Source organism: Streptomyces griseiscabiei (assembly GCF_020010925.1).
GTDB classification, from domain to species: domain Bacteria; phylum Actinomycetota; class Actinomycetes; order Streptomycetales; family Streptomycetaceae; genus Streptomyces; species Streptomyces griseiscabiei.
The window spans coordinates 610088-632835 of sequence record NZ_JAGJBZ010000001.1 but is presented as its reverse complement, the minus strand read 5'-3'; the positions used below and the strand labels follow the sequence as shown (position 1 = coordinate 632835).

At 70.6% G+C, this 22748-nt stretch carries 24 protein-coding genes; 13 read left to right on the top strand and 11 right to left on the bottom strand.

Going from position 1 to position 22748, the window contains the following annotated elements:
- Positions 1 to 50 precede the first annotated feature (50 nt).
- Positions 51 to 353, top strand: a complete 303-nt coding sequence (locus tag J8M51_RS02705) for a hypothetical protein (RefSeq protein WP_256965023.1) — start codon at positions 51 to 53, stop codon at positions 351 to 353.
- A 124-nt stretch (positions 354 to 477) separates the two neighbouring features.
- Here J8M51_RS02705 and J8M51_RS02700 read toward each other — a convergent pair whose 3' ends face one another.
- Positions 478 to 1191 (bottom strand): TetR/AcrR family transcriptional regulator, encoded by a 714-nt coding sequence (locus J8M51_RS02700; RefSeq protein ID WP_086756973.1) that lies wholly within the window; start codon positions 1189 to 1191, stop codon positions 478 to 480.
- A gap of 129 nt (positions 1192 to 1320) precedes the next feature.
- On the opposite strand from J8M51_RS02700, the gene J8M51_RS02695 reads away from it, so the two are divergent.
- From J8M51_RS02695 to J8M51_RS02675, 4 genes are all read left to right on the top strand, one after another.
- The gene (locus tag J8M51_RS02695) at positions 1321 to 1995 is read left to right on the top strand and encodes an SDR family NAD(P)-dependent oxidoreductase (RefSeq protein ID WP_086756975.1); all 675 of its coding nucleotides are present in this window, start codon (positions 1321 to 1323) and stop codon (positions 1993 to 1995) included.
- 356 nt (positions 1996 to 2351) lie between these two features.
- Positions 2352 to 2723: a DoxX family protein gene (locus J8M51_RS02685; RefSeq protein WP_086756978.1), complete on the top strand. Its 372-nt coding sequence runs from the start codon at positions 2352 to 2354 to the stop codon at positions 2721 to 2723.
- Between the two features lie 187 nt (positions 2724 to 2910).
- Positions 2911 to 3276, top strand: coding sequence for a DUF805 domain-containing protein (locus J8M51_RS02680; RefSeq protein ID WP_256965022.1), 366 nt, complete (start codon positions 2911 to 2913; stop codon positions 3274 to 3276).
- A 335-nt stretch (positions 3277 to 3611) separates the two neighbouring features.
- Positions 3612 to 4774 (top strand): IS3 family transposase gene (locus J8M51_RS02675; protein ID WP_107473821.1). Its coding sequence is split into 2 segments (ribosomal slippage): positions 3612 to 3896 and positions 3899 to 4774, totalling 1161 coding nucleotides; the frame shifts between segments, so codons are not numbered across the junction.
- Between the two features lie 525 nt (positions 4775 to 5299).
- On the opposite strand, the gene J8M51_RS02670 is transcribed toward J8M51_RS02675, so the two are convergent.
- From J8M51_RS02670 to J8M51_RS02650, 5 genes are all read right to left on the bottom strand, one after another.
- A complete protein-coding gene (locus J8M51_RS02670) occupies positions 5300 to 5479 on the bottom strand; it encodes a hypothetical protein (RefSeq protein WP_143673391.1) in 180 nt (59 codons plus the stop codon).
- A 100-nt stretch (positions 5480 to 5579) separates the two neighbouring features.
- A complete protein-coding gene (locus J8M51_RS02665) occupies positions 5580 to 6056 on the bottom strand; it encodes a hypothetical protein (protein ID WP_086761731.1) in 477 nt (158 codons plus the stop codon).
- Positions 6057 to 7126: 1070 nt separating this feature from the next.
- Entirely contained in the window at positions 7127 to 7474 is a 348-nt protein-coding gene (locus tag J8M51_RS02660) for a hypothetical protein (RefSeq protein WP_143673392.1), read from the bottom strand.
- Positions 7475 to 7622: 148 nt separating this feature from the next.
- Positions 7623 to 8006 carry a hypothetical protein gene (locus tag J8M51_RS02655; protein WP_086761737.1) on the bottom strand — a complete coding sequence of 128 codons (384 nt, stop codon included), beginning with the start codon at positions 8004 to 8006 and terminating at the stop codon, positions 7623 to 7625.
- A gap of 212 nt (positions 8007 to 8218) precedes the next feature.
- A complete protein-coding gene (locus J8M51_RS02650) occupies positions 8219 to 8905 on the bottom strand; it encodes a hypothetical protein (RefSeq protein ID WP_256966124.1) in 687 nt (228 codons plus the stop codon).
- Between the two features lie 629 nt (positions 8906 to 9534).
- Between J8M51_RS02650 and J8M51_RS02645 the strand changes: the two genes are divergently transcribed.
- Positions 9535 to 10188, top strand: a complete 654-nt coding sequence (locus J8M51_RS02645; RefSeq protein ID WP_179203404.1) for a TetR/AcrR family transcriptional regulator — start codon at positions 9535 to 9537, stop codon at positions 10186 to 10188.
- Between the two features lie 42 nt (positions 10189 to 10230).
- Here J8M51_RS02645 and J8M51_RS02640 read toward each other — a convergent pair whose 3' ends face one another.
- Positions 10231 to 11124, bottom strand: coding sequence for an LmeA family phospholipid-binding protein (locus J8M51_RS02640; RefSeq protein ID WP_256966126.1), 894 nt, complete (start codon positions 11122 to 11124; stop codon positions 10231 to 10233).
- An 11-nt stretch (positions 11125 to 11135) separates the two neighbouring features.
- Complete coding sequence (locus tag J8M51_RS02635; protein WP_317852972.1) at positions 11136 to 11876, bottom strand: TetR/AcrR family transcriptional regulator; 741 nt, start codon at positions 11874 to 11876, stop codon at positions 11136 to 11138.
- A 131-nt stretch (positions 11877 to 12007) separates the two neighbouring features.
- Here J8M51_RS02635 and J8M51_RS02630 point away from each other — a divergent pair, with 131 nt between their 5' ends.
- Positions 12008 to 13609, top strand: coding sequence for an MFS transporter (locus tag J8M51_RS02630; RefSeq protein WP_267298935.1), 1602 nt, complete (start codon positions 12008 to 12010; stop codon positions 13607 to 13609).
- Between the two features lie 187 nt (positions 13610 to 13796).
- Here the strand turns inward: J8M51_RS02630 and J8M51_RS02625 are convergent, their stop codons facing one another.
- Positions 13797 to 14438, bottom strand: coding sequence for a TetR/AcrR family transcriptional regulator (locus tag J8M51_RS02625; protein ID WP_086755437.1), 642 nt, complete (start codon positions 14436 to 14438; stop codon positions 13797 to 13799).
- 158 nt (positions 14439 to 14596) lie between these two features.
- On the opposite strand from J8M51_RS02625, the gene J8M51_RS02620 reads away from it, so the two are divergent.
- The 4 genes from J8M51_RS02620 (at position 14597) to J8M51_RS02605 (ending at position 18625) form a co-directional block, all read left to right on the top strand.
- Entirely contained in the window at positions 14597 to 15715 is a 1119-nt protein-coding gene (locus J8M51_RS02620) for a VOC family protein (protein ID WP_086755436.1), read from the top strand.
- The gene (locus J8M51_RS02615) at positions 15712 to 16725 is read left to right on the top strand and encodes a fumarylacetoacetate hydrolase family protein (RefSeq protein ID WP_086755435.1); all 1014 of its coding nucleotides are present in this window, start codon (positions 15712 to 15714) and stop codon (positions 16723 to 16725) included. The genes J8M51_RS02620 and J8M51_RS02615 overlap by 4 nt, the downstream gene beginning before the upstream one ends.
- Before the next feature lie 21 nt (positions 16726 to 16746).
- A complete protein-coding gene (gene mhpA, locus J8M51_RS02610) occupies positions 16747 to 18393 on the top strand; it encodes a bifunctional 3-(3-hydroxy-phenyl)propionate/3-hydroxycinnamic acid hydroxylase MhpA (protein ID WP_267298934.1) in 1647 nt (548 codons plus the stop codon).
- 76 nt (positions 18394 to 18469) lie between these two features.
- Positions 18470 to 18625 carry a hypothetical protein gene (locus J8M51_RS02605; protein ID WP_267298933.1) on the top strand — a complete coding sequence of 52 codons (156 nt, stop codon included), beginning with the start codon at positions 18470 to 18472 and terminating at the stop codon, positions 18623 to 18625.
- A 17-nt stretch (positions 18626 to 18642) separates the two neighbouring features.
- Here the strand turns inward: J8M51_RS02605 and J8M51_RS02600 are convergent, their stop codons facing one another.
- Positions 18643 to 19566 carry a LysR family transcriptional regulator gene (locus tag J8M51_RS02600; RefSeq protein WP_216590610.1) on the bottom strand — a complete coding sequence of 308 codons (924 nt, stop codon included), beginning with the start codon at positions 19564 to 19566 and terminating at the stop codon, positions 18643 to 18645.
- A gap of 70 nt (positions 19567 to 19636) precedes the next feature.
- Between J8M51_RS02600 and J8M51_RS02595 the strand changes: the two genes are divergently transcribed.
- Together J8M51_RS02595 and J8M51_RS02590 are read left to right on the top strand one after the other, a co-directional pair.
- Positions 19637 to 20317 (top strand): cyclase family protein, encoded by a 681-nt coding sequence (locus J8M51_RS02595; RefSeq protein ID WP_236067897.1) that lies wholly within the window; start codon positions 19637 to 19639, stop codon positions 20315 to 20317.
- Positions 20318 to 20337: 20 nt separating this feature from the next.
- Complete coding sequence (locus tag J8M51_RS02590; RefSeq protein WP_086754721.1) at positions 20338 to 20814, top strand: GNAT family N-acetyltransferase; 477 nt, start codon at positions 20338 to 20340, stop codon at positions 20812 to 20814.
- Here the strand turns inward: J8M51_RS02590 and kstD are convergent.
- Positions 20811 to 22610: a 3-oxosteroid 1-dehydrogenase gene (gene kstD / locus J8M51_RS02585; RefSeq protein ID WP_086754720.1), complete on the bottom strand. Its 1800-nt coding sequence runs from the start codon at positions 22608 to 22610 to the stop codon at positions 20811 to 20813. The genes J8M51_RS02590 and kstD overlap by 4 nt on opposite strands.
- Positions 22611 to 22748 lie beyond the last annotated feature (138 nt).

Genomic DNA, 22748 nt, shown 5'->3' with positions numbered 1-22748 from the left:
CCAAAGCCGCGCTGTTCGCGGCCGTCACCTCCGAACAGTGGCAACTGGACGTGCAGTACGCCGAACCGCCCCCGCCCGGCGATGCCCGCTACGGTCTGGACCACATCGGCCGCGACTGCGCCTGTCTGGTCCCGCGGCCGGGCACGGCAGCGCTGTCCCGTCTGATCGGCACCGAACTTCCCCAGATGCCGGAGTTCGCCGACATCGTCGCCGCCGGCTTCGCCATCGACCGCGGACCCTTCTTCGACCGGCTCCGCGACTGCCTGGACGCCGAAGCGCAGGTCGGCACACTCGACTTCCGTTCGGCCGACGGACAGCCGCGGCAGACCTCCGCAGTGGCCGAGTACTGGTGATCCCGGTTATGCGAACGTGCGGAATGGTTGATGTTCTGTGAGGTTGCCAAGCGGATCCGACCACCGGCAAGACCACGCCGTTGTACGGCCTCATCACGGTCGCCCTGTCCCGCCGGTCGCTGGTTCAGCGTCGCTTTCCCGCCTCGGGGGCGGTGGCGCTCTGGCTGGCGCGGCGCATGGCCTCGTACAGCGCAGCGTCTTCCGGCGGGTCCGGCAGCGGGCCGCGGGCCGGGGCCTGGAAGGACTGGATCATCCAGGCGACCAGGCGGCGCCAGGCGTCCGGGGCGGCATCGGCAGTGGCGCTGAGGACTCCGGCGTTGGCCATCAGCAGCAGCACGAGATCGCGGCTGGTGAAGTCTTCGCGCAACTGCCCGCTGTTCTTGGCGCGGCCGATGAGTTCGAGGAAGCCCTCGTACGCCTGAGCGTGATATCTCTCCAGCTCCGGAACGCCCGGGAAGTTCATGGTCAGGATGTCGGCGAAGCCTCGGTCGGCGGCCTGCATCGCGCAGACGGTCTCGATGTAGTCGGTGAAGCCGTGCCACGGGTCCGGATCGGCCAGGGCTGCGTCGGTGGCCAGCGCGTACGCCTTCATACGGTCGGCGAAGACCGCGGCGAGCAGGTCCTCCTTGCGGGGGAAGTGGCGGAAGAGGGTGGCGATCCCGACCCCGGTCTCCCGCGCGACTGAGGCCATCGACGCGTTCAGCCCGTCGCGCCCGAAGACGGTGCGCGCGGCGGCGATGATCCGCCCCCGGTTGCGCTCCGCGTCGCTGCGCTTGGACTGACCTGCGGAAACAGTCGCGTCGGCGCTGGCTTCGGTGTGCGGGTCTCGGGGGCTCATGACGTCAGACTAGCAAACCGGAATGCCCTATCCGATTCTCGTGTTACGGTGGGCAGTGAACCGGATAGGGCTTTCCGGAAATGAAACGGATAGCCCTATCCGTCGCCCTCTTCAGTGAAAGGTTCTCTCATGCCCACCATCGCCATCGTCGGTGCCGGCCCTCAGCTCGGTCTCGCCATCGCCCGCACCTACGGCGCTCACGGCTGCGACGTCGCACTGATCGCCCGCAGCCGTACCAAGCTCGAAGTCCTTGTCGGCGAGCTGGCCGCCGAGGGCATCACCGCCGCCGCCTTCCCCGCCGACGTCCTCGACCGCCCCGCCCTCACCCAGGCACTCAAGGACGCAGCCACGCACTTCGGCGCCATCGACGTCCTGGAGTACTCCCCGGTCGGCGGCCTCCAGACCGTCATGACCACCCCGGGCGCCACCGAGCCGGCCGACGTGCAGCACGAGATGGAGTTCCAGCTCTACGGAGCGATCGACGCCACCCGTGCGGTGCTGCCCGCCATGCGGGAGGCCGGTGCGGGCACCCTGCTGTTCACCACCGGCGCCGGCTCCGTCGACCCCGTGCCGCAGGTCGCCAACGTCAACGCCGCCGCCGCGGCGCTGCGCAACTGGGTGATCAACCTGCACAAGGAGCTGGACGGCACCGGTGTCCAGGCGGCGCACGTCGCCATCAACGTGTCGATCGGCACGCCGGCGATCCCCGGATTCCCGACCGCCCAACCCGAGGAGATCTCCCCGGTCTACTGGGACCTGCACACCACCAAGCGCGACCAGGCCGAACTCGTCTTCAGTCTCTGAAGCCCCTCAGCGCCCGTCCTGCTGGCCTTCTGGCATCCCGCCGTCTACGCCGCGCACTTCGTCATCGACACCTGCCCGGGGCGGCCCCGCAAGCATTCCCGCGGGGTCGCCCCCGGGCCAGGTCGCGCACCTTTCCCCGGACCTGCCCGAGGTGCGCGAGCCGCTGTCGCAGCTGTCGGCACTCAAGCGCCTGAGCGAGCCGGCGGAGGTCGCCGACGTGGTGGTCTTCCTCGCCACCGACCGGGTGCGGTGGATCACCGGAGCTTCCCTCGACGCCACCGGCGGCAGCCTCCTCGGCCAGCCGCCCGCTCCGTCCCGTTCCCCTCCTCACTCTCGTCCCGAAGGACTCCACCCTGATGAGCGTCTTCCTGTGGATCGTGCAGGCCGTACTGGCCGTCTTGTTCACCATGGCCGGTGTCATGAAATCCACCCAGCCCAAGGACAAGCTCGTCGAGAAGCTGCCCTGGGTGGCCGACTTCCCGCCCGGCGCCGTCCGTTTCATCGGCATCGTGGAGTTCGTCGGCGCCCTCGGGCTGATCCTGCCCGCGGCCACCGGCATCGCCACCGCCCTGACGCCACTGGCCGCTGTCGGCCTTGGCATGACGATGCTGCTGGCCGCGGCCTATCACGCGCGCAAGAAGGAACTCCCCGCGATCGGCCTCAACGCCGTTCTGCTGATCCTCGCCACGCTGGTGGCCTGGGGCCGCTTCGGCCCGTACAGCTTCTGAAACCGCCACCCCACGACCGCAGCTGCCGAACGAAGGCCATCAGGCCACCACCCCGGTCCGGCTTCCTCGGGCACGACCCGGTCGGCTCCGCCGCGACCGGCGAGGACACTGCCGTCTTCCCGCTGTCCGCGTGACCGCTCTCGCGGTCCGGCCTGTGTCCCACCCCGATCGATTCGAAGGAACCATCATGCAGAGAATGTCGTTCAGCGAGGCGTCCCGCACGTGTCTCACCACGAACTGCGCCACGTTTTCCGGTCGCGCCCGGCGGTCGGAGTACTGGTGGTACTCAGTGCTGTACGTGATGGCCACTGCCGTGATCGGAGGGATCGGCTGGGCGGCAGAGGCCCCGCTGCTGAGCGTCCTCCTGCTGCCGTTCATCGTGCCCATGCTGTCCGTCTCCGTCCGCCGGTTGCACGACACCGGCAGGACCGGCTGGAGGATGCTGATCGCCCTGATCCCGGTCGTCGGCCCCGTCCTGTACCTCATGGGCATGACCGTGGACAGCGTTCCAGGTGCCAATCAGTACGGCCCGTCCCTCAAGGAAGACCATTGAGCGGGCCGCGGCTGACATTCCTGTCCGGGGAAATGGTCTGCCTCGGTTCCGATGGAGTCGGGTTGCTGCCACAGGCGCTGCATTCCTCCCGGCGGGCAAACCGCTGATGGCGCAGGTCCCGCGGATCCGTACCGTTCCCTCTTCATGGGTCAGCGGCTTCTGCCTGCCGCAGCGTCCATACCGGGGCGGCAGGCAGACGGTTGGCGTCGGCCCGGAGGGGCCGCTCAGACTTGTCCACCATCAAGCGGTAGACACCGTTGACGCACGGGTCTGATGCACGATCGGGTGACATCTGAACTGGCTTGCCCTGTGGGGCGGGTGGGAAGGATGTCGCTGTGCCGAAGCCTTATCCGGAAGAGTTCCGCGAGGACGTCGTGCGGGTCGCGAGGAACCGCGGCCCGGGTGTGACCGTTGAGCAGGTGGCCAAGGGCTTCGGGGTCCACCCGATGACGTTGTGGAAATGGATGCGCAGGGCGGACATCGATGACGGGACCAAGCCCGGAGTGACCAGCCAGGAGAGCGGGGAACTGCGGGAAGCCCGTCGGCGGATCAAGCTGTTGGAGCAGGAGAACGAGGTTCTGCGCCGGGCGGCGGCCTATCTGTCGCAGGCGCATCTGCCGGGAAAAGGATCTACCCGCTCGTGAAAGAGCTGGCCGGGGACGGGACGCCCGTCGCGGTCACGTGCCGGGTCCTGAAGCTCGCCAGACAGCCCTACTACCGCTGGCTCGGCAAGCCGGTGCCTGACGCCATGCTGGAGGAGGCATACCGCGCGAACGCGCTGTTCGACGCCCACCGCGACGACCCGGAGTTCGGCTACCGGTTCCTTGCCGATGAAGCCCGTGGTGCCGGTGCCGGGATGGCGGACCGGACCGCGTGGCGGATCTGCCGGGACAACCGCTGGTGGAGCGTGTTCGGGAAGAAGCGCGGCAGGAGCAAGAAGGCCGGCCCGCCGGTGCACGACGATCTCGTGAGCCGCAACTTCACCGCGTCCGGCCCGAACCGGCTATGGCTCGCGGACATCACCGAACACGCCACCGGTGAAGGGAAGTTGTACCTCTGCGCGGTCAAGGACGTCTACAGCAACAGGATCGTGGGCTACTCCATCGACGCGCGGATGAAGTCCCGCCTGGCCGTGACCGCTCTGGACAACGCCGTGGCCCGACGCGATCACGTCGACGGGTGCATTCTGCACAGCGATCGCGGATCGCAGTTCCGGTCCCGGAAGTTCGTCCAGGCCCTCGACCGTCACCGGATGGCCGGCTCGATAGGGCGGGTCGGGGCGGCAGGCGACAACGCGGCCATGGAGTCCTTCTTCAGCCTGCTGCAGAAGAACGTCCTCGACCGCCGGACCTGGACCACCCGCGAGGAACTGCGGATCGCGATCGTGACCTGGATCGAGAGGACCTACCACCGGCGCCGCAGACAAGCTGCACTCGGCCGACTGACCCCCGTCGAATTCGAGATCGCCATGACCACACCGGCCCTCCAGGCCGCGTGACCGAACCTGTCACCCGAACCTGCATCAGACCCCACACCTTAATTTCCAGGGCGGACCAGACGTAGCCGGCTGCGCCGGTCTCTTCTTCGGCTGAGGCCTGGGCTTTCACGTCGTGTTCGTAGGCGAGGACGGTGGAGGTGCTGTCGTAGGTGACCCCATCGACGTCTCGGACCGAGTGGTAGGTATCGCCGAGTGCCATGGGTGCGGAGGGGCTTGGCTCGGGTGTGGGTGGCTGGGAGGCTACGGGCTGGGTACTGGCGGGCTCCCGCGCCTTGCCGTCGCCATTGCCGCTACTAGTGCAACCGGTGATTGCTGCGAGGAGTGAGACCGCGAGTATGGCGGTGGCGCGGATATGCATGGTCCCCCCTGGGATCTGTGTACAGAGGGGGCATCATGCCGTTACGTCGCCTGCGTCTGTGCCGCCTTGTCCGTCCTGTGACCTGCGCAGTCTGCTGTCCGGGCTCGGGCACGACGGAGCCCCGGCCGGGGAGATCGGCTGGGGCTTCGCGTGCGTCTGTGAGGTGGCTACCTGTTGGGCTCCGACAGGTCGATCCAAATCTTCTTGAGCTTCCCGCTGGCTATCTCCGCGTGCAGCGGTCGCTTTCCATCTGTGCCGTTTGTGCTGGCGGCGGCGACGAACTTCTTGAGGTCGTCGAGGGTCAGGGGTCGGCTCTTGCCGTCGAGCATGTGCTGGTGTTCAGGCATGAGGAAAGGATGGGGCGTGCTGTCTTCTGTGTCACTAGTGCCTTGGGCGTCCGTGACATGACGAAGGTCCCGCTGCAGGGCGGGGCTTTGACTGGGGCTTTCAGCGTTGCACCGTGCCGTCCAAGGCTTCGGCGACCTTCGGGGCGAGGCCCAGGCTGTCGGCTCGTGCTTCCTTGCTCTTGGTGGGCAGGCTGACCGCCCAGGTGTCACCGGTGACGGCTACCCCGCCGAAGCTCTTGGAGAGTGGGATCCACGCTTTCAGCGCCTCAGCGTTGGGGAACATGTTGATGCCGCTTTCGCCGGGCGCGGTCTGGCCGGCCTTGTCTGTGATCGTGAGGCTGTAGGACGTGCCGCCGACTTTGGTGATGTAGGACGCGTCGGTCTTCTCCTGGGGCGTGGACGCGTTGAATCCTGCGTCGTTGAGTGCGGCGGCGATGTTCGGTGCCGTGTCGAGCTTGCGGGTGGCGGGCGCCGAGGGGTTGCCGCTACTGCTGTCCTTGGTGTCGGCACTGCTGCAGGCGGTGAGGGCGAGGAGGACGGCTGCAGTGACGGCGGTGGCGGTGTGTCTGATGCGCATGCGGGCACGGTTACGGCGCGCCAGGTAGTTACGGGCCGGTACGGGTGTGCTGTGACCGGTCTGTGACGCAACGTAGGGCAGGATCGCACGATGGGGCACGGCAATGCCCCGACATCCTCACGACGGGCACTTGGATAATCGGAGCTACCGCTGGCCGCTGCTGTGTCGTGTCGGACCTCTGGGCCTCGGCTTGGTGGTCGATGCTGTCTGTGGATACCGTTCGAGGGAACAGTGAATGTGGCCTGAGTGTTGCAACAGGTCAAGCCGCTTGGCCTGTCGACAGTGACTGCAACTCGTGAAGGTCGACGAGGGCGCGCCCCTGGCGGTCGTAGCCGTGGTGGGAAAGACGTCCACGCCGGAGCCATTGGCGGAAGTTCCGGGCTTTTGCTGGGCGCTGATGGCCGCCGCGTAGATGTCGACGATCACAGGGTCGCGCATGTGTTCAGCATGCCATTGCTGGGCCGGAGCGTAGAGAGGCCCGCAGATGGCATCCCGTGCTGCGCCAGGATCTGCTGTATGTGGTCCAGGAGTTCGCGGCCTGCGTAGAACCACTCGCGCTGGCCCGGTGCGCGGAGGGCGCGGAAGGTTCGTTGCTGCTGGACCTCCAGCTTTTGGTCTCCGGGCTCGGTGGCCAGGATCTCCTCTGGAGGCAGAGCGGCCATGGGGCCTCGGAGGTCAACAGTCGTGCCGATCTTCACCATTGCGCCTCGGCGGATGTAGCAGACGACGGCGCGAGGGGCGTTCTCGCGTCCCGGCATGAGACCGGTGTGGGGCGGCAGAACTTTGCTTTGCTGGTGGCGCGGGCGCCTCCGATGCGGATCGCGGCTTTCGCTAAGTCGTCGTCGACGGCCTGCGGGGCGCCGAGTTCGAAGGCGAGGTCAATGAGGGCCTGGGCGATTTCAGGGAAGGCTGACCTACGGTCTGTCGACGAATTCCTGTGCCGAGCCGAGGCCGAAGACGTGGAGGCGTACGTGGCGGCGTCTGCGTTGATCGGGTTGCGCGGAGGTGGGCCAGATGTCTGGGCGGGCTAGCGCAGGCACGCCCTCGGCGGGTGAGGCACGGACCTGCCGCTACTTGGCCCGCTTCTTGGCCGGGTCCAGCAGCGCGATGTGGACTACCGCCGTGATCATGAACGCCCACACAGCCACGGTGAACCAGGCATTGACGTCCGGTTGAACCACTGCGAAGCCGAACACGACCGCGCTCCCTACGAAGTACGCCGCCGCAATCCAAGCGGGCACGACCCTGCGCTGCCACGCGACTATGAAGGGCAGGAACGCGAAGACAGACATGCTGATGAGCGGCACAACGGCCCACGCATAGCGCTGCCAGGGTTCGCGGAACATGCGCGGCCGTGGCGAATACGTCAGGTGAGCGTTCGGCGAAGGATCCCCGTGTGCAGACATGGCGCCCAGCATGGCCCGGTAGAGTGTTGCGAGTTGGTCGTTCGCTGATACTGCAGGACGTCAGCAGGAGCCGTCCTGGTGGGTGCGCTGCCAGGCGTTGTGGGTGCGGCGGCCGACACGAAGCCGGAGCTTGCCGCGCTTTGTACAGCGCACGGTTGGCTTAGCAGTCGCTCCAGGAATACGCGTCGGTCGCATCCTCGACGCACTCCTCCGTGTCGCTGCGCAGACCGTCGATGGCATCTTGCTGTACGCCTTGCTCGATTGTGTCGAGGAGGGTCTGCGCGGCCGCTCGGTCCGTGGAACTAAAACAGTCCGGGGTCTGCAAGATCGCGTTGGCCGCCATCCGCCCCTCGTACCGTTGCTGCTCCGCCTCCTGGTTCTTGGAACTGTTGTTGATGAACTCCTCGGAGAGCTTGCGGGGCTCAGAGCAATCGACGGTACTGGCTGGGGCTTCTGGGGCCGTGAGCCGACCAGCGGCGAATCCGCCGCCAGCGAGGAATATAACGGCGACGGCGATGCTGAAGATGCGAACCTCTGGGGCCATGGCTCATCTTGTCGCCTGCCGGTCGTGGCCGTCACCTGTCGGACTGAGTTGAGCAGAGAGGTATCGGCCACAGCCAGGGACCTCGATAGGTGGCCTCAGAGCTCTAGGGCGAAAGACCCGAAACTTCCCGGCTCAGCGTCGATATCGGCGGGTGAAGCGTTTTCGGATCGAGGTGAAGCCGCTGGCGTGATCCGAAACCGGCTTCGGGGCCTCTACTCGCAGTCCTCGGCGGCGGGCAGATCGGCGAACCGGAGACCCTCCGCGCCCCCACAGCACTCCTGGATGGTGAGCTGACGGGCAGACACCTTGAATGGCTTCAGCGCGGCGAACAGGGCGGTGGAAGCGCCCGCAGCGTCCATCTCCGTCCACAGCCGGTACAGGTCGGCCCGGTATGCGGTGAGGGCCTCGACGAGGCGGTGCGAGTGGACGGTTTCGACTCCGGCGGGCCAGATGGCGCGCAGATGGTTGAGGACGGTCTCGACGTCCTTCTCCTCGACGACCGCGCGTACGTACTGACTGGACAGGGTGTCGGCGGCCATGCGGAGTGCCAGGGCGCGCTTGGCGATGTCATCGGCCTCGGTCTGCTTGATGAAGGTGGCACGGACGGTGCTGCCTTCGCGGCCTCGGGTGAGGATGCCGGTGCCCTGCTCGTCGATGCTGATGTCGGTGGCGGGCAGTCCGCGGTCGTAGGCGCCGGTGCCGAGGACGTTGTCGTTGGCCCGCCAGTCCATGACGGCCAGACACAGCCGGGTGCCGACCGAGGAGGAGACGGAGGACGGCAGCGAAGGGGCGTCGGGGTTCCGGGTGAGGAGGACGAGGATGATGCCGCACGCCCGTGCTGTCTTGACCAGGCGGGTTGCCAGGGTGGCGGCCAGTGGATTGTGAAGGTTGCTGAGCATCTCCGCAAGGCGCACTTTCACGCAGATGGCTCTGACATCGGCGAGGGCCCGGCGCCGTAAGCGGGAGGAACGGGCAGCGGAGTGACGGGAACGGCGAAGGCCGGACACAGCACGGTCCGGCCTTCGTGCCCGAGTAGCAGCACGGCAGCCAACAGCACGGTCAACTACGGGTTCCACGGTACGGCGGGCCACTGACAACGGGCCGGTGAAGGCGTACCGTTGAGGAGATGAGACAAGGCCTCCGACCTGCAGGTCGGAGGCTCTTCTGCTCAGTCAGTGCTCAACCGAACGCCCCGGAAGTGCCCGTCAGAACGCCATAGAAGACGGTACGACCCAGGCGCCCACGGGGGAGCAGGGCAGTGCGGTGACCAGCAAATATCGGCAGTGCCCGACAGGGAGCGACACGGGCCGGAATTAGGCGTATCGATATCGCCGGAGCTCATAATTCGTCGGCTGTGGGTTCGAGTCCCACCCCCCACCGCGCGCTACGCGTGCAGAAACCTTCTGACCGGCGGCTTCGTCGGGCAGGGCAGGAGTCCCGCGGTTGTTCCGGGGCCGTCCGGGGCGGCGTGACAAAATGGGGTCTCTGTCTCTGTCTCCGTGTCGATCGATCCTCCGAGGGTGGCCCAGTGACCAAGTCCGTGGCCCGTGAGCCGATGCGTCGTAATGCGCGGTCGAATCGGGCGCGGATCCTGGCCACGGCGCGTGAGGAGTTGGGGCGGAACCCCGACATCACGCTGGAGGAGCTGGCGCGGGCCGCAGGGGTCGTGCGGCGGACCCTCTTCGGTCACTTCCCGGGGCGGGCGGCGTTGTTGGAGGCCCTTGCCGAGGAGGCCGCCGAGACGTTGCGCGTGACCGTGTCGGCCGGGCCGGAGCCGACGGAGCCGGCCGAGCGGGCGCTGGCGCAGTTCGTGTTCACGATGTGGCCGGTGGGGGACCGGTACCGGATGCTGCTGTCGCTGGCCCGGCGGGACCTGGGCTCCGAGCGTGTCGCCGAGGTGCTGAGGCCGGCCCGTGAGGCGGTCGCCGCCATCCTCGCGCGTGGGCAGCGGGACGGTGTCTTCCACTCCCACCTGCCGCCCGCCGTGCAGAGCGCGGGACTCGAGGCGATGCATGTCGCGCTCCTGGAGGCGGTCAACACCGGTGCGTTGGAGGACGGCGACGGGCATCGGATCGCCATCGCCACCCTCATCGCCGCCGGGGTGCCCGAGAAGCGGGCGGGCGCGGTGGTCGAGGAGGTCGCGTCGGCGATGGCCGCGGACCTTCCCGCCGACGACGCCTGAGCTTTTCCTGTCGTATGGGGTGACGGAGTACGGCTCTCGGCCTCACGCCGTCCCGTGCGGCGGGGTGTCCTGGGTGCTCTGGGTGCTCTGGGTGTCGGCGTCGGGGTGGAACGTGACCGACCTGCCGGAGAAGCGGGCGGTGAGGCCCTTGTCCGTCGGGGTGACCGAGCGCAGGTGGAGGCCTTCGGGGATGTTCCGCAGGGGGACTGGCTCGGCGAAGATCCGGTCGAGCAGTTTCTCGCCGGCCTCGGGGAGGGCCACCCGGCCCGCGACCCTGAAGTCCTCGAAGGCGACCCGGTTGCCGGAGGCCGCCGAGACCGTCGTCGTCGCGGTGACCTCGAAGCCGAGGGTTGTCAGGACGCGGGCGCGGACCCGGTCGGTGCCGTAGCCCCGGGAGATCTCCAGGCCGAGGGCGTCCGACAGATCGGCGTACGACAGGAAGGCGGTCGCCTCCGCCGTCCGGGCGTGGGCCTGGCTGTCGTCGTCCGACTTCGTCAATCCGTCCAGTTCCAGGGAGAGTTCGGTCACGGGGAGCGGGCGGTCCGAGTCGTCGGCGGGGATGTCGTGCGCGGTGATGTCCACCCGGTCCAGCGTGCCGGTGGCGGCCTGCGCGATCACGGGGAAGCCATGGACCTCGACCTCCGGCCGGGCGGGCGTGCCCATGCCCTTCTGGAAGGCCTCCGCCGTACGTGACTCGATCCGCGCGGCCACGGCCCCGTCGACCGCGACGGGGGCGAGGACCAGGGCGGCCAGCGAGGCGGCGGCGATCGCGAGCGGGCGCCGGCGCCGACGGTGGGGGCGGGGAGTGGAGTCGCTGCCCCAGGTCGCCCGCCGGTCGCGGGGAGGTGGCGGGTCCTGCGGGTCGTACGTCGGGCCGTCGCCGGGTTCGTACGCATAGTCGTAGCCCAAGTCGGCGTCGCGGCGGGATCGGTACACGGGTCTTCCCTTCAGCGGAACGGGGTGTCAGTGGTGGCCGCCCGGGTGGAGGCGGGGCCCCGCAGGCCGTCGACCTTCGTGGCGGCGGTGTCCGGGGCGACCCCGGCGGCGATCAGGGCCGCGGTGGCGGCGCCGGTGCCGTCGTCGGCCCAGAGGCCGCGGTTGACGCAGTCGAGCAGGGCCAGCAGATGGGCCTCGATGGCGCGGCCGAGCGGGTCGGGCGGGACCGTGGTCTGGAACGCGCCCTGCCGCTGGCCCCGGGCGAGGACCCCGGTGACGAGATCGCGGGCCGGGGCCAGCAGGGCGTTGACGCGGTCGGGGCCCAGGTCCTGGCGGGCCAGCCGGATGAGGGTGCGGAAGCGGTCGCCGACCGGCCACACGGTGAGGACCAGACGCGCCAGGTCGGTCGCGGCGTCGGAGGTCGCGGCGTCGGAGGTCGCGTCGGCGGCGCCCGTGACCGCGAGGCGGATCGCCTCCGCCGCCTCGGCGGCCAGGCCCTCGACGAGCGCGGCCCGGCCGGCGAAGTGGACGTAGACCGTGCGCCTGGCCACACCGGCGGCCCCGGCGATGTCCTCCAGACGGCTGTCGGGGTCGCGGGTCAGCTCCCGCCGGGCCGCCTCCAGGATCCGGGCGCGGGTGGCGCGGGCGTCCCGGCGCAGGGGTGGGGGTGCGGGTGGGGGCGCGGGTGGGGGTGGTGGGGCGTACGGCGGCGGGTGCGGCGGGGGCGGTGTCCGTGCCGGTCGGGTGGTCACATCGGCACCTCGGGAGGGGGAGGAGGGAGAGATATCGCGATAGTTGCACACCGATGGGCAATAAACTAGTCTGCACATCGATGAGCAATTAAGTGCTGCCGCTCGTCCCCCCGTCCCTTTAGGAGCTTCCGATGCCCTTCCTCGCGAACACCCCCGTGGAGAAGATGACCGGGCCGTACGCACGGCGCTGGTGGGCGCTGCTCGTGCTGTGCCTGAGCCTGCTGATCGTGGTGATGGCGAACACGTCGCTGATCGTCGCCGCCCCCGACATGACCACCGATCTGGGGCTGAGCAGCAGTGATCTGCAGTGGGTCGTCGACGGCTACACCGTCCCGTACGCGGCGCTGATGCTGGTGCTGGGTTCGATCGGCGACAAGTACAGCCGGCGCGGCGCGCTGGTCACCGGGTTGGTGATCTTCGCGGGCGGTTCGGTGATGGGCAGCCTGGTCGACGAGACCTCACTGGTCATCGCGGCCCGCGCGATCATGGGGGTCGGCGCGGCGGTCGTGATGCCCGCCACGCTGTCGCTGCTGGTCGCGACCTTCCCCCGGAGCGAGCGGGTCAAGGCGATCACCGCCTGGACCGCGACCTCGGGGCTGGCGATCGCCGTGGGCCCGCTGGTGGCCGGCCGGCTCCTGGAGGACCACGCCTGGGGATCGACGTTCCTGATCAATGTGCCCATCGCGCTCGTCGCCGTCGTCGGCGCGCTCGTCCTGGTGCCGCCGTCGAAGGCGGAGGGGATGGGCCGGATCGACTACGTCGGCGGTCTGCTGTCGATCGTCTCCGTCGGATCGCTGGTGTACGCGGCCATCGAGGGCCCGCACTTCGGCTGGGGCGCCGGTCCCGTCGCCGCGGCCGTCGTCGCCGGTGCCGGTCTGCTCGCCTTCGTCGCCTGGGAGCTGCGGCACCCGCACCCGATGCTGGACGTCCGCAAGTTCGCGCAGCGGCCCTTCAGCGGCTCGATGCTGGCGGTGCTGTTCTTCTTCTTCGGTACGTTCGGCGCGATCTACTACTCCACCCAGTTCCTGCAGTTCGTCCTCGGCTACGACGCCCTGGACACCGGGGTACGGCTGCTGCCGCTGGCCGGTGCGGTGTTCCTCGGGGCCGTGGTCACCGGGAGGCTGACGCCGAGGCTGGGCGTGAAGGCGATGGTCGTGACCGGCATGGTCATCGGCACGGCGGGCGTGTTCCTGCTCACCGCGGTCGACACGGGCTCGACGTACGCCGACTTCCTGGCGCCCATGATGATGCTGGGCTTCGCGATCGGGCTGAGCGTCTCCCCGGCCACCGACACGATCATGGACTCCTTCCCCGAGTCCGAGCTGGGCGTCGGCGGCGGTGCCAACGACACCGCGCTGGAGCTCGGCGGCGCGCTGGGTATCGCGGTGCTGGGCTCGCTGCTGGGCACGGCCTACCGGGACGAGCTGACCGGCCTGGTCGGCGACCGGCTTCCGGCGGCGGCGATGGACACGGCCAAGGACTCCGTCGGTGGGGGCCTGGCCGTCGCCGAGCGTGTCGCCCAGGACCCGTCCGCCGGTCCCCAGCAGGCGCAGGCGGTCGTGGACGCCGTCCACCAGGCCTTCGCGCACGGTGTCGCCCAGACCAGCCTGATCGGCGGGATCATCATGGCCGCCGGGACGATGATCGTCCTCGCGGTGCTGCCGGGGCGGTGGGGCTTCGGGAAGAAGGGGGCTGTGGGGGAGGGGACGGAGCGCGTCGAAGCCGGGGTGTGAGGGGCGGTGGTTCGGGTGCGGGTGGGTGGGGGCTTCTCGCGCAGTTCCCCGCGCCCCTGAAAGAGGCCTGCGGCCCTTTCATGGCGAAAAGCAGGGGCGCAGCCCCTGCTTTTCAGGGGCGCGGGGAACTGCGCGACCAGCCCCCACCCACCCGCACCCGCCGACGCACCCTCGGCCCAGATCCCCTTCAGCCGGTCGCGCCCCCGGGCAACGGGCGCCGGGCGACGGCACGGGCCTCGTCCGGGGGGACGCCCAGCATGCGCAGGACCAGCTCGGCCAGGTCGGCGGCGGCCTCGTCGGGGTCGAGGTCAGGGCGGTTGAAGCGCAGCTCGACCAGGGCGACCAGGGAGCCGCCCATCGCGGCGAGCGTGACGACCGGGTCGGACGGCAGGAAGCGGCCGGAGGCGATGCCGACCTGGAGGTCGCGCAGCGCACGGGGCGCCAGTCCCTGGTCGGAGTGGATGTGCTGGAGACCCCGGTGGCGCAGGACCTGCATCAGCTCCGGGTGCGAGTCGACCATCCGGACGCTGAACCGGAAGCCGGCCGCGATCAGTTCCGCCGGATCGTCGATACCGGTCAGCCACTCGTCGAAGGTCCGGCCGAACTCCTCCAGCGCGTCCGCCACCGCCGCGTCGAACAGCTCCGCCTTCGACGAGAAGTGGTTGTAGAAGGAGCCGAAACCGACATCCGCGCGCTCGGCGATCGTCTGGATGCTGGCGCCGGTGTCACCGGTCTCCGCGAGGATCCGCCGTGCCGCGCGCACCAGCGCCCGGCGGGTCTCGGCGCGCCGTCGTTCGAAGCGGTTGCTGGGCGGGGCTGACGTCGACATACGCCGAGTCTAGCCACGGCGGCGAAGCCGGTCGCAGTTCTGATGAATCCATCACTTGGCCTGGTCGCCCCCTTGACGAGCACTGCATCAAACTTGATGATTTCATCAATCAATCACTCGACCGATGAAATCGACCATGTTGCTCGGAGGACGACACCATGTCCCAGACAGCCCACCAGGACCTCCACAGTGAGCGGGGCGCCCTGCGCGGCGAGCATCCCGGCCGGTCCAGAAACCCCGTGATCAAGGTGGCGGACCTGGCCTGGCTGGAGTTCGAGAAGCCCGACCTGGACCGCGCGGAGGTCTTCGCCCATGACTTCGGATTCGGCACCGCCGTCCGCGGCGCGCAGGAGCTGTGGCTGCGCGGCACCTTCGGGGGCCCGCCCTGCGTGGTCGTCCGGCGCGGCCGTACGTCCCGTTTCGTCGGCCCGGCGTTCCGGGCGGCCGAGCGGGGGGACCTGGACCGGCTGGCCCGCGCCACCGGCACCGCCGTACGGGACACGGACGTACCCGGAGGCGGGCGCGCCGTCGACCTGCTGGACCCGTCGGGCCTGCCGGTACGGGTGGTGCACTGCGCCGAGAGCCTGCCCGAGCTGCCCGGACAGCGGGCGCTCACCCTGAACTCCGGCACCGAACACCGCCGGGTCGACGCCACCCAGCGGCCACCGCGTGAGCCGTCGCGGATCCAGCGGCTGGGCCATGTGGTCCTGGAGACACGGGTGTTCGCCCGCGCCCTCGACTGGTACCTGGACACCCTCGGCCTGATCGTCTCCGACTTCCTGTTCCTGGACGGGCAGCGCGGCCGCGGTCCGACGATGGCGTTCATGCGCTGCGACCAGGGCTCACTGGCCGTCGACCACCACACCCTGGCGATGCACCTGGGACCGGGCAGCGGCTATGTCCACTCGGCCTACCAGGTCACCGACCTGGACTCGATCGCGGCCGGCGGCGAGTACCTGGCCGAGCGCGGCCACCGGCGCAGCTGGGGCATCGGGCGGCACATCCAGGGCAGCCAGCTCTTCGACTACTGGCGCGACCCCGACCACCTCATGCTGGAGCACTTCGCGGACGGCGACCTCTTCTCCCGCGACCTCGAACCCGGCTGGGCGCCCATGTCGACCAGCGGCCTGGCCCAGTGGGGCCCGCCCGCCACCCGCGACTTCCTCGGTGCCACGCCGTCCCCGGCCAGATTGCGCGAGGTGCTGCACGCCCTGCGCGGTGACAACGAACTCGACCCCGCCCGACTGCTGGGCCTGCTGAAAGCCGTGAACTCATGAGCACCAACGTGCTGCGCACCGAGGGAGGCTGGTGGGTCGCCCTCGGCGAGCGGGCCGTCCCCGTCGCCACCGGGGCCGTCACCACCGCCGAACTCCTGGCGGACCGGGAGGCCGTACGGGAGGCGGCACGGGAGGCCGCGCACTCCGGCGAGGCCGGTACGCACCTCGCCGAGCTGACCGCGCTCTCCCCGGTCACCACCCCCTGCCGGGTCGTCGCCCAGATGGTCAACTACCGCAGCCACGCCCGCGAATCGGGCTTCACCGGTGACATCCCGCCCGCCTTCTTCCGCAAGGCGTCCGGCTCGGTGAGCGGCCCCGGCGAGCCGGTCGTCCGCCCGGCGCACATCGAGTTCCTCGACTACGAGATCGAACTCGGCCTGGTCATGGGCGCACCGCTGCCCGTCGGCACGGTCGTCGGGGAGCGGGACCTGCCCTCGTACGTCGCCGGGCTCGTGATCACGAACGACATCAGCGGACGGGACGTCCAGCTGACGAAGACACAGTTCTACGAGAGCAAGTCCTACCCGACCTTCACCCCGACCGGTCCCCATCTGACCCTGCTGGAGCCGGAGGACTTCGACCGACTCCTCGACCTGCGGCTGCGGTTGGCCGTCAACGGCGACCTGCGGCAGGACCGCACCCTCGCCGACATGATCGTCCGCCCGGCGCGGGCCCTGACGCTGCTGGCCCGCTTCCAGGCCCTCGCCCCCGGGGACCTGCTGCTCACCGGCACCCCCGGCGGCACGGCCCTGAAGGCGCCGCCCAAGGTGGTCGAGAAGGCCGGCGCGCTGCTGCCGCCCGCGGTGAGGTGGAAGGCGTTCTTCAGGAGCCAGGCCCGCAACCCCCGTTATCTGCGCGAGGGCGATGTGATCACCGCGACCATCGCCACGGCGGACGGCCGGATCGACCTCGGGGCCCAGCACACCCCCGTCGTCGACGCGACCGACGCGACCGACGCGACCGACGCGACCGGCACGACCGGCACGACCGACGCGACCGACGCGCCCTGAGACCCGCGAAGTGAGCCGCACATGACCGCCGACCAGATCACCGGACCGCGAGCGACCGGGCCCGGACCGGCGCGCGTCCCCGTCGTCATCGTCGGGGCCGGGCCCGTGGGCGTGACCGCCGCCCTGCTGCTCGCCCGGCGGGGCGTTCGTACCGTCGTCCTCGAACGCCACCACGGCGTCCACCCCTTGCCGCGAGCCGTCGCCATGGACGACGAGGTGCGCCGCGTCCTCCAGGCAGCCGGTGTCGCCGACGCGTTCGACGCGATCGCCCGCCCAGGGCGCGGGCTGCGGCTGCTCGACGGACGCCACCGCCGGATCGGCGAGTTCCCGCGCTCCGCGCACGGCCGCCACGGTCACCCCGAGACCAGCATGTTCGACCAGCCCGAGTTGGAACGGCTGCTCCGCGATGCCCTGGCCCGGCACCCGGAGTGCGAACTGCGCGGCGGGGTGGAGGTCGAGGGGGTGACGCCGGGGGACGAGGGACCCGGCCGTCGTCCAGTGCAGGTGACCTACCGTCAGAACGGTGTGCGGCACAGCCTGTCGAGCGACTACGTCCTCGGCTGCGACGGCGCCGACGGCCTGGTGCGGCAGGCCATCGGATCCGTCTGGGAGGACCTGCGGTTCGAGGAACGCTGGACCGTCGTCGATGTCCGCACCACCCTTCCGGTCCGCTGCTGGGAGGGCGTCGACCAGGTCTGCGACCCGTACCGGCCGGCCACCTTCATGCGGATCGGCGAGGACCGCTACCGCTGGGAGTTCCGGCTCGGCGACGAGGACGAGCCGGCCTGGGAGCGGCTGCGGGAACTGGTCGCGCCCTGGGTCGATCTCCGCCGAATGCCGTCCCCCGGGGCCGACTTCGAGGTCGTACGGCAGTCCGCGTACACCTTCCGGGCCCGGATCGCCGACCGGTGGCGCCGGGGCGGGGTCTTCCTGCTCGGTGACGCCGCCCACCTCACGCCGCCGTTCGTGGGCCAGGGGCTGTGCGCGGGGATCAGGGACGCCCGCAACCTCAGCTGGAAGCTCGCCAGGGTCCTCCGACAGGGCGCCGACGAACGGCTGTTGGACACCTATGAACGCGAACGCAAGCCGCACGCCCGCCATATGATCCGGCTGGCGGTCACCACCGGCTGGGCCATGACCGGCGGCCAGGACGGGGCGGCGGCGCTGCGCCGGACCGTGGTGGGCGCGGCCTGCCGGGTGCCGGCGGTGACGACCGCGCTCGGCCGGGGTCTCGGCCGCCCCCTGGGCGACGGCCCGTTGACGCGCCGGGGCCGCCTCCGCCCCGCCCTGGGCGGCACGTACTGTCCGCAGCCCTGGGTCGCCGCCGAGGACGGCGGCCGGGTCCGCCTGGACGATGTGCTCGGCGACTCCTTCGCCGTCCTGACCGCCGTACCGCCCACGCCCTCGCTGCGGGCCGTCGCCGACGGCCTCGGCGCCCGCCTCGTCGACGTACGGGCGCTGCACGACGACGGCACCCTCGCCGCCTGGCTGCGCGCCGGCCGGGCCGACGCGGTGCTGTTGCGCCCCGACCGGATCGTCCTGGATGTCCTCCCGGTGGGTGGCGTCCACTTCGCCGACCCCGGTGGCTGGGCCGCGCTGCTGTGCGCCACCCGCCGCCCCGGCGTGGACGGACACCTCGCCCCGGTGCCGGGGGGTATCGCCTCATGACGGCGACCACACCCCTTTCAGGGGCGGGGGTGAGGCCCAGGTCCAAGGCGCGCTGCGCGCCGGCCGGGCCGACGCGGTGCTGTTGCGCCCCGACCGGATCGTCCTGGATGTCCTCCCGGCGGGTGGCGCCCACTTCGCCGACCCCGGTGGCTGGGCCGCGCTGCTGTGCGCCACCCGCCGCCCCGGTGCGGACGGACACCTCGCCCCGGTGCCGGGGGGTATCGCCTCATGACGGCGACCACACCCTTTTCAGGGGGCGGGGGTGAGGCCCAGGTGCAGGGCGGACTGCTGGAGGGCCTGGACCAGGGCCGCGGTGCGGGGCTGGGGGCCCGACGGGGAGGCGGGCCAGACCGCCGCGATACGGCGGTGGCCCGCCACCCGGACCGTGGGGAGGGCCACGGTCTCGGGCGGGGCGTCGGTGAGGGCGAGGGTGGGGACGACGGCCGCGCCGAGGCCCGCCCGGACCAGGGCCAGCGTGGTCGGGAACTCCACGGCGGTGTGGGCGCGGTGCGGGGTGAAGCCGTACTGGGCGGAGATCCGGGCCAGGGCGCGTCCGCACGCCGTGTCGGGCGGGGCGGCGACCCAGGGACGGTCGGCCAGATCGCGGACCGAGCGGGGCGTCGGCGACCAGTCGGCGGGGGTGACCACGCGGTACTCGTCGTCGGCGACCGGCGCGGACGCCAGGCCCCGCCCCTGCTCGTGCGGCTCGGGGTCGGCGCCGTCGTACTCGACGACCAGCAGGTCCAGGCCGCCGGTGCGCAGCTCGCGCAGGGCCTCCGGGCCCTCCGCCTCCACCACCCTCGGCTCCAGACCGGGGTGGTCGTGGGCGAGGGCGGCGACGGCCGGGACGAGCAGATGGCAGACCGCGGAGGAGAACGCGGCGACCGTCACCGGTCCCGTCGAACGGCCGGTCAGCTCGGCGAGTTCCCGGCGCGCCTCGGCCAGCTCCCGTTCGATCCGCTCGGCCCGCGCCGCCAGCAGCCGGCCCGCCGGGGTCAGCCCCGCCCGGCGCCGCGAACGGTCCACCAGCGGCTGGCCCACCTCCCGCTCCAGTTGGGCTAGGTGCTGCGACACGGCCGACGGCGTCAGATGCAGCACCTTCGCCGCGTCCACCACACCCCCGCGCAGGGCCACGGCGTGCAGGACGCGCAGTCTGCGGGGGTCCAGTTCCATAAGCCGTACTGTAGCGACACTTCAGTAAATCTTGCTTGTGATGAAGTGGAGCTGTAGGAATGATCGGGGCATGAGCAACCAGCAACGGCGGATCGTCGACCTCAGCCACCCCATCCGGCACGGGATGATCACCTATCCCGGCCTCCCCGGGCCCGAGATCGGCGAACACCTCACCCGGGAGGCGTCCCGGGAGATCTACGCGCCGGGCACCGAGTTCGCCATGGGCCGTATCTCGATGGTGTCCAACACCGGCACCTACGTCGACAGCCCGCACCACCGCTTCGACGACGGCCAGGACCTCTCCGGGCTGCCGCTCGACCGGCTGACCGACCTCGACGGGGTCGTCGTGCGCGTCGAGGGAATCGCCGACCGCGGCCGGGCCGTGGACCGGGAGACGCTGCTGCCGTACGACGTGACCGGCCGGGCGGTGCTGATCCACACCGGCTGGGCCCGGCACTGGGGCACCGAGCGGTACGGCCACGGCCACCCCTACCTCACCGCCGACGCCGTCGCCTGGCTGGTGGACCGGGGTGCCGTCCTCGTCGGCATGGACACCCTCAACATCGACGACACCGACGACGGCACCCGCCCCGCCCACACGGGCCTGCTCGGCGCCGGCATTCCCGTCGTGGAGCACCTGCGGGGACTGGAGCAACTGCCCCCGGAGGGCTTCCGCTTCCACGCCGCGCCGCCGGCCGTCGAGGGCATGGGCACCTTCCCGGTACGGGCGTACGCGCTGCTCGACACGTAGACGATGCCTAGGCTGCGGGGGTGAGCGACCTAGAGATCAGACGCGTGGACGGCACGGCCGGGGACGAGGAACTCGAAGCCTGGCGGCACGTCCACAACACGATCGTCCCGGCCCACCTCCTCTCCCTCGACGACGTCCGCGAACGCGCCGTGCGCAACCATCTGGAACTCGCGTACGCCGACGGCGTCCTCGTCGGCAACTCCACGGTGCGCCCGCCGGAGGGGGAGCCGGCCACGGCCACGGTGATCGCCCGTGTGCTCGCCGAACACCGGCGGCGCGGGTTCGGCGAGCAGTTGTACGAGCGGGCGGTGCGGCGGGCGCGGGAACTGGGCGCCCGGGTGATCGAGACCTGTGTCCTGGAGTCGAACGGGGACGGCCTGCGGTTCGCGCTCGACCACGGTTTCGTGGAGGTCGAGCGCTATCTGCTGGACGGCGACACGATCCCGTGGATCGACCTGAGGCTCGACGCGGCCGGAGGCCTCGCGGACCCGGCCTAGAGCTTCCCGGCGAGGTCCAGCGCCGCCACGTAGCCGAAGGTCATCGCCGGACCGATCGTCGATCCGGCGCCCGCGTAACTGCGGCCCATCACGGCGGCGCTGGCGTTCCCGGCCGCGTACAGGCCCGGGATCACCGAGCCGTCCGGGCGCAGGACGCGGGCGCGGGCGTCGGTGAGCAGGCCGCCCTTGGTGCCCAGATCGCCCGGGACGATCCGCAGGGCGTAGTAGGGCGGCAGCCACAGGGGCGCGAGGCAGGAGTTGGGGGCGACGGACGGGTCCGTGTAGTAGTGGTCGTACGCGCTGTCGCCGCGCCCGAAGTCCGTGTCGTCCCCTTTTCGGGCAAGGGAGTTGAAGCGGTCGACGGTCGAGCGGAGGGCCGCGGCGGGCACCCCGATCGCGCCGGCCAGCGCGTCGATCGACCAGGCCTTGTGGACGGCCCCGGCGTCGTACCACGCGTCGGGGAACGGGAAGGTCGGCAGGATGTCCTTGAACAGGTACCGGTTGCGGTAGTTCTGGTCGACGATCAGCCAGGCCGGGATGTGCGCGGCGGACGCCGTGTCCTTCTCGTACATCGTGTGGACGACATCGCTGTACGGCCCCGCCTCGTTGACGAACCGCGCACCGGAGCCGTTGACCAACAGCCCCCCGGGCAGAGTGCGTTCGGCGAGACAGAACCAGGCCTGGCCCGGGGTGTCGACGGCCGGGCCCCACCAGGCGTCGTCCATCAGCGCGAGATCGGCACCCGCCCGCTGACCCGCCCGTATCCCGTCCCCGGTGTTCTCCTTGGCCCCCACCGTCCACTGGGTGCCGACGGGCTGCTCCTGGTACTGCGCCCGCATGGCCGCGTTGTGCTCGAAGCCGCCGGAACCGACGATCACGCCCCGGCGGGCGCGGACGAGTCCGGCGGAGCCGTTCCTGGTGACGACCGCGCCCGTCACCGTCCCGTTCTCCACGTACAGGTCGGTCAAGGGGCAGTTGAGCCACACCGGTACGTTCGCGCCGAGCAGCCCGGCGCGCAGTCCGCCCGCCAGTGCCTGCCCCATGGTGAGCGGCTTCTGTCCGAGCAGCGCGGCCTTGGTGCCCCGGGCGAGGCACTCCGTGGCGACGGCCAGCCCCTTCACGCTCACGGTGGCCAGCGCGAGCCACTTGTAGTCGGCGCTGAAGACCACCATCCCGGCCGGTGTGGCCAGATATGCGGGATTCAGCCGGGCCAGCTCGTCCCCCAGCAGATTCCCGTCGAACTGGTCCGGCTCGATGGACCGCCCGTTCGGCAACCCGCCCGGCAGCTCCGGGTAGTAGTCGCTGTACCCCTCCATCCACCGGAACCGCAGTGGGCTGTTGGCCATGACGAACGACAGCATGGCGGGCCCGTGGTCGAGGAACGCCTTCTGCCGGTCGGCGGGCACCTCGTCCCCGACCACGGCCGCGAGGTACTGCGCCGCCTTGGCCGGGGTGTCCGGCACCCCGGCCGCCTTGATCACGCTGTTGTTCGGCAGCCAGATCCCGGCCCCCGACCGCGCCGCCGACCCCCCGTACGTGGGCGCCTTCTCCACGACGACACAGCTCAGCCCCTGCTTCGCCGCCGTCAGCGCGGCGGTCATCCCGGCCGCGCCGGAGCCGATGACGACGACGTCGTAGGTGCCGAGGAGGGGAGGTGCGGCCGCCGCGGCCGGGCTCCCCGCGACCCCGCCGGCCGCGACCGCGACACCCGCCGCGGCGGCCGTACCGATCACCCGCCGCCGACTGGGTCCCGTCTCCGCACCCGTACGTCTCTCGGATTCCGCGCTCTTGGACATGCCGGACGCTCCAGCCTCACGAAGGGACGGTGGCCGTGCTGTTCCCCGGCGACGGCGAGGGGCGCCCTTTCGCCCAGGGGTGTGCGGAGCCTCGAATCTGACGTGCGGAACCGGTGAAGTCAAGCCATAACTGACGCT